Below are 13,866 nucleotides of genomic sequence, written 5' to 3'. Positions count from 1 at the left end.
CCGCCGCCGCTACCGGCAGACGGCGACACAGAGGCCAAGGGAGGGATCCATCGCCAACTTCATGTTCGCCACCGGGATCGAGAATTCCATCCCGACGATCAACAACGGCCGGACTCGCGTCGACCAGATGGAGGTGTGCGGCCATTATCGGCATTGGCGCACCGACTTCGACTGCGTCGAGGAGGTCGGGATCCATTACCTGCGCTACGGACCGCCGATCCACCGCACCTTCCTCGCCCCCGGCCATTACGACTGGGAATTCTCGGACATCACCTTTGCGGACCTGAAGCGCCGCAACATCACGCCGATCGTCGACCTCTGCCATTTCGGCCTCCCCGACTGGATCGGCAATTTCCAGAACCCGGATTTCCCGCAGCTTTTCGCCACTTATGCCGGCGCCTTCGCCGACCGCTATCCCTGGGTGCAGCTCTACACACCGGTGAATGAGATGTTCATCTGCGCGGTCTTCTCGGCCAAATATGGCTGGTGGAACGAGCAGGCGACCGACGACCGCTCGTTCGTCACCGCGCTCAAGCATATCGTCAAGGCGAACGTCCTCGCCATGATCGAGATCCTGAAGCGGCGGACCGATGCGATCTTCATCCAGTCGGAAAGCTCGGAATATTTCCATGCCGACAGCCCGGCGGCGATCGGCCCGGCCGAGATCATGAACTCGAAGCGTTTCCTGACCCTCGACCTCAATTACGGCCGCCGGGTCGACAGCGAGATGTACGAGTTCCTGATGGATTGCGGGATGACTCGCGAGGAATATCACTTCTTCCTCGGCCAGCGGCTGAAGCAGCATTGCATCCTCGGCAACGACTATTACTGGACCAACGAGCATCGCGTGTTCGCGGACGGCCATACCGAGGCAAGCGGCGAGGTGTTCGGCTATAGCGAGATCACGCGCCAATATTACAACCGCTACAATCTGCCGGTGATGCACACCGAGACCAATTTGAAGGAAGGCCCGAAGGGCGACGAAGCGGTCCACTGGCTGTGGAAGGAATGGGCCAACGTCCTGCGTATCCGCAACGTCGGCATCCCGACGGTCGGATTCACCTGGTATTCGCTGACCGACCAGGTCGACTGGGACACGGCGCTCCGCGAGCAGAACGGCAACGTCAATCCGCTCGGGCTGTTCGATCTCGACCGCAACATCCGCAACGTCGGCAAGGCCTACAAGAAGCTGATCCAGGATTGGGGCGACGTGCTCCCGGCCTCCAGCCTGTGCCTGACCGTGCCGATCGTGCCGCCAAGCCAATGGGGCCGGGAACCGGAGCGCGAGCAGCAGGCCGACGCCCGCCGCTGGCCCGCGCTCGCCACCGAATCCGCCTTGCCGGAGAATGAAGCATGAAGATTGCCCGCATCGAAACCTTCCACGTGCCGCCGCGCTGGCTGTTCGTCCGTGTCGAGAGCGATGACGGTGCGGTCGGCTGGGGCGAGGCCAGCCTCGAAGGCTGGGCCGAGGCGGTCGACGGCGCCTTCGAGGCGCTGAAGGACCGTTTCATCGGCCACGATCCCTATCGCATCGAGGATATCTGGCAGATCGGCTATCGCGGCGGCTTCTACCGCGGCGGGCCGGTGCTGATGTCGGCCTTGTCCGGGCTCGATCAGGCATTGTGGGATCTGAAGGGCAAGGCGGTCGGCCTGCCCGCATGGCAGATGATGGGCGGCCGGGTGCGCGACCGCATCCGGGCCTATGCCTGGATCGGCGGCGACCGGCCGGACGACGTGGCCAGCGCCTGCGAAGTTCGCAAGAGCCAGGGCTTCTCGGCGGTGAAAATGAACGCGACCGCCGAGCTCGACTGGATCGGCACGCCCAAACTGTTCGACGAGGTCATCGCCAGGGTCGAGGCGGCGCAGGGCGCCGGCATGGACGTCGGCCTCGATTTCCATGGCCGTGTCCACCGGCCGATGGCCAAGCAGCTCGCCAAGGTGCTCGAGCCACTCGGCCTGCTGTTCATCGAGGAGCCCTTGCTGTCGGAGAATCCGGAAGGTCTCGCCGACATCGCCGCTTTGGTCTCGACCCCGATCGCGCTCGGCGAACGGCTGTTCTCACGCTGGGACTTCAAGCCGTTCTTCGAACGGGGCGCGGTCGACATCATCCAGCCCGATCTCAGCCATGCCGGCGGCCTCAGCGAATGCCGCCGGATCGCATCGATGGCGGAAGCCTATGACGTCGCGGTGGCGCCGCATTGCCCGCTCGGGCCGCTTGCGCTGGCCGCCTGCCTGCAGCTTGCCGCGAACGCGCCCAATGTCGCGATCCAGGAGATGTCGCTCGGCATCCACTATAATGTGGGCCACGATCTGCTCGAATTCATTACCGACAAGGAGGTTCTGAGCCCGGTCGACGGCTATCTGCCCATCCCGGAAAAGCCGGGCCTCGGCGTCACCATCGACGAAGAGGCCGTGCGTGAGGCGCACAAGGATCGCCACCGCTGGCGCAACCCGATCTGGCGCCAGAAGGATGGAAGCTTCGCCGAATGGTGAGTGCCATCCGGCGTGCCTTCACGAGATGCTGCTTCCGCCCCCCGGCTGAAGCAGCGCCTCGCTATTGGTCAGGCGACGATGCGCAGCTGACGGGTCGGGCGGTTCGACACGGCGCAGAAACCGAGCTCGTCCTGCAGACGGCTGGTCTCGCGCTCGCGCGATTCCCGATAGGCTTCGGCATAGCGGGCGTCGCACTCGGCTTCCTCGGCCGTCTGCGGGCGCATGAAGCTGACGCAGAGGTGACGGCCGAACACGTCGTCGCCCCGCATCTTGACCTGCGCTTCGCCGCCCTGCGGGACGCTGTCGCGCACCTGGACGAGACGCTCGATCAGCGCGTCGAGCGTGCCCTGATCCTTGATTTCAAGAAAATCTTTAACAAGCTTACTCATTGGACTTACCCCTCCCCGGATTACTCCTGGGCCCGAAAATAACCCGGAGCGGATTCCGCTCGCAAGGCCAAGTTGCAACTTTATCCACAAGAGAGTTTCAATCCGCTGAACGCATCCGTAAGCGAGCTGAAATATGACCGATGATTCCCCGACCCTCTCCTCCGGCACCCTCACGCTGGTGCTGGCGCCCTCCAAGGGTGGCAGCATCGCACGCTTCGATTACCGCAGTCCCGATTCAGGCGACATACCGGTGTTTCGCGGACTTGACGCCGACGAACAAAGCATTCTGGCCTACGGCAACTTCCCCCTCGTGCCGTTCGTGAACCGGATTCGCGACGGGAGGTTCAGCTTCCGAGGCCGCGAAATCAGCTTGAGCCTGAACCTGCCGGGCGATGCGAGCCCGCTCCACGGCCAGGGCTGGACGTCCGCATGGGAGGTGGTCCGGCTCGAGGACGGGGAGGCGGAGCTCGTCTTCCGGCACGAACCGGGCGAGTGGCCCTGGGCCTATGAAGCGCGGCAGATCTTCGCGCTCGACGATGCCGGTCTCACCATGACCTTGAGCTGCACCAACCGCTCCGACGAGCCGATGCCGTGCGGGCTCGGCCACCATCCCTATTTCCCCTGCACCGCCGAGACCCGGCTCGACACCGAGGTCGAGAGCGTCTGGACGATCGACGACAAGGTGCTGCCGATCGAGAAGGTCTGGGCGGAGGGGCGATATGATCTGCGCAACCGACTGGTCTGCGGCCAGGATCTCGACCACGGTTTCGGCGGCTGGGGCGGGGTCGCGCGGATCGAGGATCCGTCCTTGCCCTTCCGGATCCAAATCCGCTCCGACGACGCCAAATTCTTCCAGGTCTATTCGCCCGCGGAAGGCGGCATCTTCGTCGCCGAACCGGTCACCCACGCCAATGCGGCGCTGAACGAGCCCGAGGGTCTGTGGCCGGAGCTCGGCATCGAGATCCTCGACCCCGGCGAAAGCATGAGCCTGACGATGCGCGTGGACGTGACTCCCCGTCTGATCTGATCCAACGAGCAAAAACCGTTCGGACTGAGCCTGTCCAAGCCCTTTCCTTCTCCACTTCAGAAAGGAAAAGAGGGCTTGGACAGGCTCAGCCGAAAGGAGGTTGGTTGCTTTCCGAGGCTGATCGCGCCTCAGTACGCCGGCTTCAGCAGGCCATCGATGACGTGGTTCTGGACCACCGTTTCCAGCCGATCCACCACGCGGTAGGTGAGATGCTCGCGGACCCGGGCGGGCAGGCGCTCGAGACAGGCGGGCGTGACCTGCAGGTCGTGATGGGCGGCGTTGGTCGCGTCGGGTGCGTCGACGCCGACGACGAGCACCGGCCGCGGCTGATCGGACCGGTTCGCGGTGCCGCGGTGGATGGTCAAGGCGGATCGCGCCGACATGTCGCCCATCTGGGGCAGCTTCTGCTGGGCACGGGCGATGTAGCGCGGCCAACGCTCGCGAGGCGGGAACATGCCCTTGTCGCAGCCTTCGAACTGGTCCCACTGCGTCCCCGGCGCGACTTCGAACGGGCCCATTTCCGGGATCGTGTCGACGGCGGTGAGGTTGAAGGCAAGCGAGTTGAGGCGGCGCCCTCGCGTGGTTGCCTCGGGCACGGCGAAATCGCGGTGCCAAGGCTGATCGGCGGCGCCGGGGAAGGGAATGTCGAAGCCGACCTCGACGATGCGGTAATCGGGCCCGAGCACCGCTTCGCTCACCGCGACGAACCAAGGATGGGTGGCAATGTCGACGAAGCCGCTGATCCGCTCCGGCGGCACTTCGACATACCAGCGTTGCGGCCCGCGCGGCAGCGCGCCGCCCGGTACCGCCTGCGCCTCGGCGAACAGGCGGTCGATCTCCTCGCGCATCCGCTGCGCCCAGTCGCGCGGGAAAGCGCCCTTCAGGCCGATGATGCCGTCGCCGTAGAGGCCGCGCAGGATGTCGGCCGGCTCATATTCGTCGGTCTCGCTGTTCAGCGCCGTCGCCATCGTTTCACTCCTCCCACCAAGCTTGGAAACTACCGGATTTCAGCAGCATGTACGAGCCATGGCGCGACGAGTTGAGGATGCGGAAAGGTGATCTGGAGCGGTGGATCAGGCCCGACCGGCGACCGCCCGCTTGTCCGATTGCGCCTCCAGCGCCGCAAGCCGTTCGGGCAGTTCGCGCTCGGCGCGCCGAAACGCAGGCTCGTCATCGACATCCACCCACCAGCCGTCGCCGATGTCGAAGGTGAAAGCGGCGCCCGCGAGCGCCAGACGCTGGACTCCTTCGGACAGGCTGCCGGCGCCGCCGGCTTCAATCGCGAGCAGCAAGGCGGCGAGCAGTTCCGGCCCGGCGACGAAGATGCCCGTATCCACCGCATCATAATCGTCGAGTGCCTTGCCGATTCCGACGATTCGATTCTCGTCCCCGAGCTTGAGCTTGGTCGCATCGTCGAGATCGAGATCGGGGCGGTCGATCCGGTAATCGGCGCCGAGCGTCAGCGCCGCGTCGGGACGAAGACCGGCGAGCAGCCGGCGCAGGATGTCGGGATCGAAGAGATGGTCGGACATGAGCAGCATGAACGGCGCATCACCGAGGACATCGGCGGCGCTGAGCACCGAAACACCGTTGGGCCTCTCCCAATCCGGATTGCGCACGCAGGTGACTGCAAAGCCGGTTCGCGCCTGCAGTCCGCCGAGAAATGCCTCCAGCCCTTCCGCCTGATAGCCCGTGACGACGACGAATTCGGTCGCGCCGCCAGCGGCGGCGAGCCGGATGACATGTTCGATCAGCGGTGCGCCGGCGACGGTCGCGAGCGGCTTGGACGCGGCCATCGAGCGGAGCCTCGTCCCCTGCCCCGCCGCAATGATCAGGCACTTCACCGGGCTTCGCGCTTTTTGCTTTTCATCGCGCGCCTTTAGAACGAGAGACACAGCCGAGACGAGCGGAAAAGAGCAGGATGGCACGCGCAGGGGGTATGAAGACGACGACGGAGCCCAAGGCGCAGACCGTGTTCAAGGCAAGACCGGCGGAGTTGGAGGATGGACTCAATCGCGCCATCTACCACCCGCTGTCGCGGCGCCTTGCTCTGATTCTGCAGCACACGCCGGTCACGCCCAACATGATCTCGGTGACCAGCGGCCTGTCGATCGTCGCCGCAGCCTATTGCTACACGTCCGTGCCCGGCCCGACCGGCGTTGCGATCGGCCTCGTCTTTCACATCCTTTGGCACATTTTCGACGGCGCCGACGGTGACCTTGCCCGCCTGACCGGCAAGACATCGCCGCTCGGCGAGATGATCGACGGGCTTGCCGATTATATCGGCCACGTCGTCCTCTACACTGCACTTGCCTGGCATGTCGGCGGCTGGATCTGGGCCGCGGCCTCCGCCGCTGCCGTGTCGCGAATCCTGCAGGCCAACCATATCGAGAGCGTGCGCCGCACATATCTCTGGCGCGCTTACGGCGTGCCGTGGCTTCGCCAGTCCAAGGAGCGGGTCGCAGAGCGCAAGGGGCTCGTCGGGATCGTCCTCGGCAGCCTTGCGCGCCTGTACGTGTGGCTTGCCGGCAAGCTCATCCCGCACAGCGCCCGTACCGACACGCTCGTAGAAAGCCTGGAGACGAACCCGGATACCCGGGAGCGGGTCCGCACGGTATGCAAGCAGATCGGCCGCCACGCACTCGCCTATCAGGCCTGGCTCGGGCCTAACCGCCGGACCCTGCTACTCGGACTTAGCATGGCGCTCGGCAACCCCCTGTGGTTCTTCCTCTGGGAAGCGACCGTGCTGAACCTGCTCCTCATCCTGTCAGTGGCCCGGCAACGCGCCGTCAATGAGAGCCTCGGCGCCGCCCTCGCGCAGAGCCCGGCCTAGGCAACCTCCTCGCCGCGTCGACGTCCGCGCCAGTTTTTCACCCGTGTGCGGCGCCTCTTGCCTTCGCGGTTCGACACTCCTATCTGCCGTTCCACTGTTTTAACACGTTGGAACAAAGATGGCCGAGAAGGACGCCCCGATCAAAGCGACGCGCGACGCCCAGGCGCTGACGGCGGACCTCTGCGCCGCCTTGCTGACGCCCGCCGATGTCGCCGAGATGGGCCGTTTGCTCAGCGACCTGTGCACCCCGTCCGAGATCCGCACCCTTGCCGAGCGCTGGCACGTCGCCCGACTGCTCGACGGCACCGACCTTTCGTACCGCGACATTCACGAGGCCACCGGGGTCAGCACGACAACCATCGTCCGCGTCGCCCGTTTTCTGCGTCAGGAGCCGAATCTCGGCTACCGGCGCGCCATAGACACTCTTGGAAATCCCAATGCTCGTTGACGAAACCCGCCTCCACATCGCCATCCAGAAGTCGGGTCGCCTGTCCGACTACAGCCGCGGGCTGCTTCGCGATGCCGGCCTCAAGATCCAGAACGGCAAGAACGATCTGACCGCGCGGGTCGACAATTTTCCCGCCGATCTGATGTTCGTGCGCGACGACGACATTCCGATCTTCGTCAGCGACGGCGTCTGCGAATTCGGAATCGTCGGGGAAAATGTGTTGCGCGAATTCTCGCTCGGCGAGGATTCGCCGCGCTTCGAGGTGGTCGCCCAGCTGGGCTTCGGCAAATGCACGCTGAAGATCGCCGCGCCCGAGGCATCGCCTTATGAGGGGCCCCAATCGCTGCGCGGCGCGCGCATCGCCACCTCCTATCCGCGCATCCTGCAGCGCTTCCTCGACGATAACGGCATCGACGCGACGGTGGTGAAGATGAACGGCGCAGTCGAACTCGCGCCGCGCCTGCAGATTGCGGCCTTCATCTGTGATCTCGTCTCGACCGGCGCGACCCTGGAGGCGAACGGCCTGCGTGCGGTCGAGACGGTGTTCACCAGCGAGGCGGTGCTGGTCCGCACGCGCAAGCCGATGGCCGAGGCCAAGGTGGACCAGGGCGCCAAGCTGCTCAGCCGGATCGACGGCGTGCTCGCCACCAAGGAATCGAAATATATCATGCTCAACGCGCCCAGCGAGGCGCTGCGCGAGATCACCGACATCCTGCCCGGCGCCGAGGCGCCGACCATCCTGCCGCTGCACGGCCGGCCCGGCCATTTCGCGGTCCATGCCGTCTGCCAGGAATCGGTCTTCTGGGAGACGCTCCAGAAACTGAAAGACGCCGGCGCCTCCGCGATCCTCGTATTGCCTATCGAAAAGATGATGCTGTGAAGACCTTTACCTGGAACAGTCTCGATGCGGCCGCCCGCCGCAATGTCCTGGCCCGGCCCGAGCAGCGTAGCGACGCCGCTCTGCAGGCGTCGGTGCGCGAAATCGTCGAGGACGTGCGACGCCGCGGCTGGGACGGGCTCGTCGCGCACGCCGTGCGTCTCGACGGAGAGGCGCCGCAGCGCGTTGCCGTCGCGGCGATCGCCGCCGAGGCCCGGCACAGCCTCTCGGCCGAGCAGATCGATGCGGTCGAACTCGCCGCCCGCAATATCGAGCGCTTCCACGCCGAAAGCCTTCCCGCCGAACATGCGGTCGAGACCGTGCCCGGCCTTTCCGTTCGCAAGGTGTGGCGCGCGATCGATCGGGTCGGCCTCTACGTGCCTGGAGGGAAGACGCCGCTCTTCTCCACCCTGCTGATGCTCGTCATTCCGGCGCGGGCCGCCGGCGTGCGGGAAATCGTCGTGGTGACTCCCCCGCGGCCAGAGGGCGGACTGGATCCGGTGATTGCCCTTGCCGCTGAGCTTTGCGGAATCGAGGCCGTCTGGACCGTCGGGGGCGCGCAGGCGATCGCCGCGCTTGCGTTCGGCGCCGGCGAGATCCCGTCGGTGTCCAAGATTTGCGGGCCCGGCAATGCCTGGGTCGCGGAAGCCAAGAATTATGTCGCGTCGCTGCCGGGTGGGATCGCGATCGACATGCCGGCGGGGCCGAGCGAATTGATGGTGATCGCCGACGACAGTGCCGACGCTGCCGTCGTCGCCGCCGACCTGCTCAGCCAGGCCGAGCACGATCCATCCGCCCAGGTGTTGCTCGCGACTCCGTCCACGACGCTCGCCACCGCCGTGCAGCGCGAGGTCGAGGCGCAGGCCGTGACCCTGCCGCGCGCGGAGATCGCCCAGGCCTCGCTTGCGCACGCCCGGATCGTCGTCACCGCCGATCTCGGCGAGGCGGCCGAGGTCGCCAATCTCTACGCGCCCGAACATCTGTCGCTCGCGGTCGCGCAGGCGGACGAACTCGTTGCCCGGATCCGCAATGCCGGGGCGATCTTCGCCGGCCACCTCGCCTCCGAGACGTTCGGCGATTACCTGGCCGGCTCCAGCCATGTCCTCCCTACCGACGGCGCCGCCCGTGCCTGGAGCGGAGTGTCGGTCTATACCTTCCTCAAGGCGATGAGCGTCCAGGCCGTGACGTCGGAAGCGGCGGCCCGCGTGGCCGGCCCGGCAGCGGCACTGGCGCGGCTCGAGGGGCTGGAAGCGCACGCACGATCAGCCGATGCGCGCCTGTATCCGATCGCGACGTCCACCCATCCCGCAAGCGGGACGGGCGCTGCCCTGGCGTTCGCGGAGCGGCTCGCCCGGCCGGAAGTCCTGGCACTGCCTCCGTTCGACATTGCAGCAATGGCCAATGATGCGTTCGGGCCGGACGCGATCAAGCTCGACGCCAACGAAAATCCCTATGCGCCGCTCAGCGAAGGCGCGCTGGCGGCGGGGCTCAACCGCTATCCCGAACCGCAGCCCGCGCGGCTCAAGAAGGCGATGGCGGCGCTCTACGGCGTCGGACCGGATAATCTGATCGTCACCCGCGGCGCCGACGACGCGATCGACATCCTCGTCCGCGCCTTCTGCCGCCCGCAGGCGGACGCGATCTCGATCTGCATGCCGACCTTCTCGGCTTATGCCCATTTCGCCAAGTTGCAGGGCGCCAGGGTGATCGAGGCGAAGCTGGACGCGAATTTCGATTTCGATGCCGACGCATTTCTGGCCACGGTGCGGAGCGAGCCTTCGCTGAAGCTCGCCTTCATCTGCGCACCCAACAACCCGACTGGAAACACCGTCGCGGCTGCGGATGTCCTTCGAGTCGCGGATGCGCTGCCGGACACGCTGATCGTACTCGACGAGGCCTATCTCGAATTCTCCGAGGCACCGAGCCTTGCCGAGGAGGCGATCCGGCGGCCGAACCTTGCCATCTTGAAGACGCTCAGCAAGGCCTATGGCCTGGCCGGTGCCCGCATCGGCGCTTTGCTCGGCAATGCGGACCTGATCGCGATCGCAGCGCGGGCGCTGCCGCCTTACCCGCTGCCGAGCCTCTCGATCGAAGCCGCTCTCTCCGCCTTGTCGCCGTCGCGCCGGCCGATCCACCTCGAGCGTATCGCGCGCATCAAGGCGGACCGGGAGCGCCTCGCCGGAGAATTCGCACGTGCGCCGATCGTCAACACGGTGCGCAGCGGCGGCGGCAACTTCCTGTTTCTCGAAGTCGACGACCCCGCCACGCTCGCCAAAAAGCTGAACGGCCTCGGTATCCGCGCCCGCTTTCGGCCGAATGCGGCCCCCGGGGGCGTGCGCCTGACCGTCGGCACCGATGCCGAGAATGACGCCGCCCTCGCCGCCTTCGGGGTTCCGGCCAACGATACGCCGAGCCGCCGCGGCGAGGTGGTCCGCGACACCAAGGAGACCAAGATCGCGGTCGCCGTCGATCTCGACCGGGCCTCGCCCCGCAAGATCGACACCGGGATCCCCTTCTACGATCACATGCTCGATCAGATCGCCGCCCATGCCGGGTTCAGCCTGATCCTGTCGTGCGAGGGCGATCTCGAGATCGACGCCCATCACAGCGTCGAGGATTGCGCAATCGCCTTCGGCACCGCTCTGTCGCGGGCGCTCGCCGACCGTCGCGGCATCGGCCGCTTCGGCTTCTCTCTGCCGATGGACGAAACCGAAGCGCATGTGCTGATCGATTTGTCCGGGCGCCCCTACAGTGTGTTCGAGGGTAGCTTCGAGGCGAGCCATATCGGCGACTATCCGACCGAGATGACCCGCCACGTCTTCCGCTCACTTGCCGACAGCCTCGGCGCCGCGATCCATGTCCGCGTCGAGGGCGAGAACGATCACCACAAGACCGAGGCCTGCTTCAAGGCCTTTGGCCGTGCCCTGCGCCAGGCGGTCGGCCGCGAAGGCGACAAGAATGCGATGCCGAGCACGAAGGGGGTGCTGTGATGGGGGTGCTCCAGGTCCTCGCCGGCACGGGGAGGTAACAGATGGATCTCGTCATCGTCGATGTCGGCTGCGGCAATATCGGATCGGTCGGGATCGCCTTCGAGCGGTTCGGCCTCTCGCCCGTGATCAGCGGCGATCCGGAAACGATCGCGGCCGCCGACAAGGTCATCCTGCCCGGCGTCGGCGCCGCCGGCTACGCGATGGAGGAGATCGTCAAGCGCGGTCTCGCCGGCACGTTGCGCGGCCTCACCCAGCCGGTGCTCGGAATTTGCCTCGGCATGCAGATGCTGTTCGAGCATAGCGAGGAGGAAGGCACCGACTGTCTCGGCATCATCCCCGGCCGGGTGCGCAAGCTCAGCCCGGCACCCGGCATGCCGGTACCGCACATGGGTTGGAGCAGCCTCCAGGTCCGCGACGACCGGATCGGCCTGCGCACCGGCGACTATGTCTATTTCGCCCACAGCTTCGCCGTCGATGCCGGGCCGGCGACCGTCGCCAGCGCCGATTACGGCCGCGAAATTCCCGCCGCTGTGCGCGCCCGCAACTTCCTCGGCGCCCAGTTTCACCCCGAGCGTTCCGGCGAAGCCGGAGCGCGCTTTCTCGAGAGCTTCCTCAACGCATGATCATCTATCCCGCCATGGACCTGATGGGCGGACGCGTCGTCCGCCTTGCGCAGGGCCGCTTCGACGAGGCGACCACCTATGCGACCGAGCCCGCCGAGGCGCTCGCCCAATTTGCCGCGGCCGGCGCAAGCTGGGCGCACGTCGTCGACCTGGACGGTGCCAAAGCGGGCGCCCCGGTCCAGCACGATCTGATCGCGGATCTCGCCCGTAGCGCTCCGCTGACCCTGCAGGTCGCCGGCGGCTTCCGCACCGGCGAACAGATTGCGCGGATGTTCGACGCCGGGGTCGGGCGGGTCGTGATCGGCAGCCTGGCAGTCAAACAACCCGAGCTCGTCCAGGCTTTCCTCGCCGAGTTCGGCGGCGACCGGATCACCCTGTCGCTCGACGTCCGCATCGTCGATGACACGCCGTTCGTCGCAACAGTCGGCTGGACCGAGGATAGCGGCCGATCGCTGTGGGACATCGCTGCCCTCTATCCCGAAGCGCGCCACCTGCTGCTCACCGACATCGGTCGCGACGGCATGCTCGCCGGACCCAATTTCGATCTGCTCCATGAAGCCGGCACGCGGCTGCCGCATCTCGCCATCCAAGCGAGCGGCGGCGTCTCCTCGCTCGACGATCTGAAGCGGCTGAGAACGGACGGCGCGATCGTCGGCAAGGCCCTGTGGGAAGGTCGGATCACGCTTCAGGAGGCGGTGAGCCTTGCCAGCGCGTAGGATCATCCCCTGCCTCGACGTCAAGGACGGCCGTGTCGTCAAGGGCATCCAGTTCCGCAACCACCGCGATGTCGGCGACATCGTCGAAAGCGCGATGCGCTATCGCGAGGAAGGCGCCGACGAGCTCGTCTTCTACGACATCTCCGCGAGCGCCGAAGGCCGCAGCCTCGATCCCGAATGGGTGCGGCGGATCGCGCGCGTGATCGACATTCCGTTCGCGGTCGCGGGGGGCGTCCGCACCCGCGACCAGGCGGCCGCCTGTCTCGATTCCGGGGCCGACAAGGTGTCGATCAATTCGCCCGCGCTCGAACGCCCGGCCTTGATCGAGGAACTCGCCCGCGATTTCGGCAGCCAGTGCGTCGTCCTGGGCGTCGATAGTTTCGAGGCCGACGGCGACTACTGGGTCAAGCAATATACCGGCTCGCCCGACGCGACCCGCGATACCGGCCGGCGCACGCTCGATTGGGCCAAGGAAGCGACCGAGCGCGGCGCGGGCGAGATCGTGCTCAACTGCATGCGCCGGGACGGCGTGCGCACGGGCTATGACCTCGCCCATACCCGTGCTGTGGTCGAAACCGCCTCGGTGCCGGTGATCGCGTCCGGCGGCGCCGGCGCGCTTGAGCATTTCCGCGACGCCTTCGTCGACGCCGGCGCCAGCGGCGCGCTCGCCGCCACCGTATTCCACGATCGCCTGATCGCGATCCCCGATCTGAAGGAGTATCTCGGCACATGCGGGATCGAAATGCGCCGCTGAACGCGGCCGACATCCCTGGCCTCGCCTGGGAGAAGATGGACGGCCTGCTTCCCGCCGCCGTGCAGGACGCAGCCACCGGCCGCCTGCTGATGCTCGGCTACATGAACGCGGAGGCGCTCGGCGCGACGCTGTCGTCCGGCTTCGCCACCTTCTACAGCCGCTCCAAGAGCAGGCTGTGGATGAAGGGCGAGACCAGCGGCAACCGGCTCGCCGTTCGCAGCGTCCACGAGGATTGCGACGCCGACGCCCTGCTCGTCCGCGCGATACCGGAAGGGCCGACCTGCCATCTCGGCACCGCCTCCTGCTTCGGCGGCGAGGACGAGGGCCCGGGCTGGCTTTCCGAACTCTCCCGCATCGTTCACGATCGCGCCACTTCGGGCGACGACAAGAGCTATACGCGCCGCCTGCTCGCCGAAGGGAACGCCAAGATCGCTCAGAAGATCGGCGAGGAAGGGGTCGAAGTCGCGCTCGCCGGAGTCACCCGCGATGCCCAGGGCTGCACCGAGGAGACGGCGGATCTGCTCTATCACCTCACGGTGCTGATGGAGGCCCGGGGCTATGGCTGGGGGGACGTCGTCGACGTGCTGCGGAAACGGCATCGCGCCTGAGGCTTGCTCGCCGAAGGTTGATTTCGGCGCGGCTCAGCGTGCAACCTTCATCGGATGCGTCGAGCGTATGGCGGTGATCACTCATCGCCGGGCTGGGCACGGCGATCG

Annotated in this window: 14 protein-coding genes; 11 read left to right on the top strand and 3 right to left on the bottom strand. The window is 66.5% G+C overall.

Annotation, left to right across the window (positions count from 1 at the left end; genetic code table 11):
- Positions 1 to 61 precede the first annotated feature (61 nt).
- Together C7I55_RS25750 and dgoD are read left to right on the top strand one after the other, a co-directional pair.
- Entirely contained in the window at positions 62 to 1,357 is a 1,296-nt protein-coding gene (locus tag C7I55_RS25750; protein WP_106515924.1) for a family 1 glycosylhydrolase, read from the top strand.
- The gene (gene dgoD, locus C7I55_RS25745; RefSeq protein ID WP_106515923.1) at positions 1,354 to 2,493 is read left to right on the top strand and encodes a galactonate dehydratase; all 1,140 of its coding nucleotides are present in this window, start codon (positions 1,354 to 1,356) and stop codon (positions 2,491 to 2,493) included. The genes C7I55_RS25750 and dgoD overlap by 4 nt, the downstream gene beginning before the upstream one ends.
- A gap of 68 nt (positions 2,494 to 2,561) precedes the next feature.
- Here the strand turns inward: dgoD and C7I55_RS25740 are convergent, their stop codons facing one another.
- On the bottom strand, positions 2,562 to 2,882 hold the full coding sequence (locus C7I55_RS25740) for a hypothetical protein (RefSeq protein ID WP_106515922.1): 321 nt from the start codon (positions 2,880 to 2,882) through the stop codon (positions 2,562 to 2,564).
- A gap of 133 nt (positions 2,883 to 3,015) precedes the next feature.
- On the opposite strand from C7I55_RS25740, the gene C7I55_RS25735 reads away from it, so the two are divergent.
- Positions 3,016 to 3,909, top strand: coding sequence for an aldose 1-epimerase (locus C7I55_RS25735; RefSeq protein ID WP_106515921.1), 894 nt, complete (start codon positions 3,016 to 3,018; stop codon positions 3,907 to 3,909).
- A 128-nt stretch (positions 3,910 to 4,037) separates the two neighbouring features.
- Here C7I55_RS25735 and C7I55_RS25730 read toward each other — a convergent pair whose 3' ends face one another.
- Together C7I55_RS25730 and C7I55_RS25725 are read right to left on the bottom strand one after the other, a co-directional pair.
- Positions 4,038 to 4,877, bottom strand: coding sequence for a phytanoyl-CoA dioxygenase family protein (locus tag C7I55_RS25730; RefSeq protein ID WP_106515920.1), 840 nt, complete (start codon positions 4,875 to 4,877; stop codon positions 4,038 to 4,040).
- A gap of 105 nt (positions 4,878 to 4,982) precedes the next feature.
- Positions 4,983 to 5,753: a phosphocholine cytidylyltransferase family protein gene (locus C7I55_RS25725; protein WP_158266595.1), complete on the bottom strand. Its 771-nt coding sequence runs from the start codon at positions 5,751 to 5,753 to the stop codon at positions 4,983 to 4,985.
- A 95-nt stretch (positions 5,754 to 5,848) separates the two neighbouring features.
- Between C7I55_RS25725 and C7I55_RS25720 the strand changes: the two genes are divergently transcribed.
- The 8 genes from C7I55_RS25720 to hisIE all read left to right on the top strand — a co-directional run bounded on the left by C7I55_RS25720 (position 5,849) and on the right by hisIE (position 13,758).
- Positions 5,849 to 6,742: a CDP-alcohol phosphatidyltransferase family protein gene (locus tag C7I55_RS25720; RefSeq protein WP_158266594.1), complete on the top strand. Its 894-nt coding sequence runs from the start codon at positions 5,849 to 5,851 to the stop codon at positions 6,740 to 6,742.
- Between the two features lie 118 nt (positions 6,743 to 6,860).
- Complete coding sequence (locus C7I55_RS25715; RefSeq protein WP_106515917.1) at positions 6,861 to 7,190, top strand: YerC/YecD family TrpR-related protein; 330 nt, start codon at positions 6,861 to 6,863, stop codon at positions 7,188 to 7,190.
- The gene (gene hisG, locus C7I55_RS25710; protein WP_106515916.1) at positions 7,180 to 8,070 is read left to right on the top strand and encodes an ATP phosphoribosyltransferase; all 891 of its coding nucleotides are present in this window, start codon (positions 7,180 to 7,182) and stop codon (positions 8,068 to 8,070) included. Before C7I55_RS25715 ends, hisG begins: the two co-directional genes overlap by 11 nt.
- The gene (hisD, locus tag C7I55_RS25705) at positions 8,067 to 11,057 is read left to right on the top strand and encodes a histidinol dehydrogenase (RefSeq protein ID WP_106515915.1); all 2,991 of its coding nucleotides are present in this window, start codon (positions 8,067 to 8,069) and stop codon (positions 11,055 to 11,057) included. The genes hisG and hisD overlap by 4 nt, the downstream gene beginning before the upstream one ends.
- Positions 11,058 to 11,098: 41 nt before the next feature.
- Positions 11,099 to 11,680 carry an imidazole glycerol phosphate synthase subunit HisH gene (hisH, locus tag C7I55_RS25700; RefSeq protein ID WP_106515914.1) on the top strand — a complete coding sequence of 194 codons (582 nt, stop codon included), beginning with the start codon at positions 11,099 to 11,101 and terminating at the stop codon, positions 11,678 to 11,680.
- Entirely contained in the window at positions 11,677 to 12,396 is a 720-nt protein-coding gene (locus tag C7I55_RS25695; protein ID WP_106515913.1) for a 1-(5-phosphoribosyl)-5-[(5-phosphoribosylamino)methylideneamino] imidazole-4-carboxamide isomerase, read from the top strand. The genes hisH and C7I55_RS25695 overlap by 4 nt, the downstream gene beginning before the upstream one ends.
- Positions 12,383 to 13,150 carry an imidazole glycerol phosphate synthase subunit HisF gene (gene hisF / locus C7I55_RS25690; RefSeq protein ID WP_106515912.1) on the top strand — a complete coding sequence of 256 codons (768 nt, stop codon included), beginning with the start codon at positions 12,383 to 12,385 and terminating at the stop codon, positions 13,148 to 13,150. Before C7I55_RS25695 ends, hisF begins: the two co-directional genes overlap by 14 nt.
- The gene (hisIE, locus tag C7I55_RS25685; protein WP_106515911.1) at positions 13,126 to 13,758 is read left to right on the top strand and encodes a bifunctional phosphoribosyl-AMP cyclohydrolase/phosphoribosyl-ATP diphosphatase HisIE; all 633 of its coding nucleotides are present in this window, start codon (positions 13,126 to 13,128) and stop codon (positions 13,756 to 13,758) included. The genes hisF and hisIE overlap by 25 nt, the downstream gene beginning before the upstream one ends.
- The last annotated feature ends 108 nt before the right edge of the window (positions 13,759 to 13,866 follow it).

This window comes from Allosphingosinicella deserti, assembly GCF_003012735.1.
Classification (GTDB): Bacteria; Pseudomonadota; Alphaproteobacteria; order Sphingomonadales; family Sphingomonadaceae; genus Allosphingosinicella; species Allosphingosinicella deserti.
This window is presented reverse-complemented; position numbering and strand designations above follow the sequence as displayed.

Coding starts and splice junctions, on each gene's coding strand:
- C7I55_RS25750 (WP_106515924.1), top strand. CDS start 62: ATGTTCGCCACCGGGATCGAGAATTCCATCCCGACGATCAACAACGGC.
- dgoD (WP_106515923.1), top strand. CDS start 1,354: ATGAAGATTGCCCGCATCGAAACCTTCCACGTGCCGCCGCGCTGGCTG.
- C7I55_RS25740 (WP_106515922.1), bottom strand. CDS start 2,882: ATGAGTAAGCTTGTTAAAGATTTTCTTGAAATCAAGGATCAGGGCACG.
- C7I55_RS25735 (WP_106515921.1), top strand. CDS start 3,016: ATGACCGATGATTCCCCGACCCTCTCCTCCGGCACCCTCACGCTGGTG.
- C7I55_RS25730 (WP_106515920.1), bottom strand. CDS start 4,877: ATGGCGACGGCGCTGAACAGCGAGACCGACGAATATGAGCCGGCCGAC.
- C7I55_RS25720 (WP_158266594.1), top strand. CDS start 5,849: ATGAAGACGACGACGGAGCCCAAGGCGCAGACCGTGTTCAAGGCAAGA.
- C7I55_RS25715 (WP_106515917.1), top strand. CDS start 6,861: ATGGCCGAGAAGGACGCCCCGATCAAAGCGACGCGCGACGCCCAGGCG.
- hisG (WP_106515916.1), top strand. CDS start 7,180: ATGCTCGTTGACGAAACCCGCCTCCACATCGCCATCCAGAAGTCGGGT.
- hisH (WP_106515914.1), top strand. CDS start 11,099: ATGGATCTCGTCATCGTCGATGTCGGCTGCGGCAATATCGGATCGGTC.
- C7I55_RS25695 (WP_106515913.1), top strand. CDS start 11,677: ATGATCATCTATCCCGCCATGGACCTGATGGGCGGACGCGTCGTCCGC.
- hisIE (WP_106515911.1), top strand. CDS start 13,126: ATGCGGGATCGAAATGCGCCGCTGAACGCGGCCGACATCCCTGGCCTC.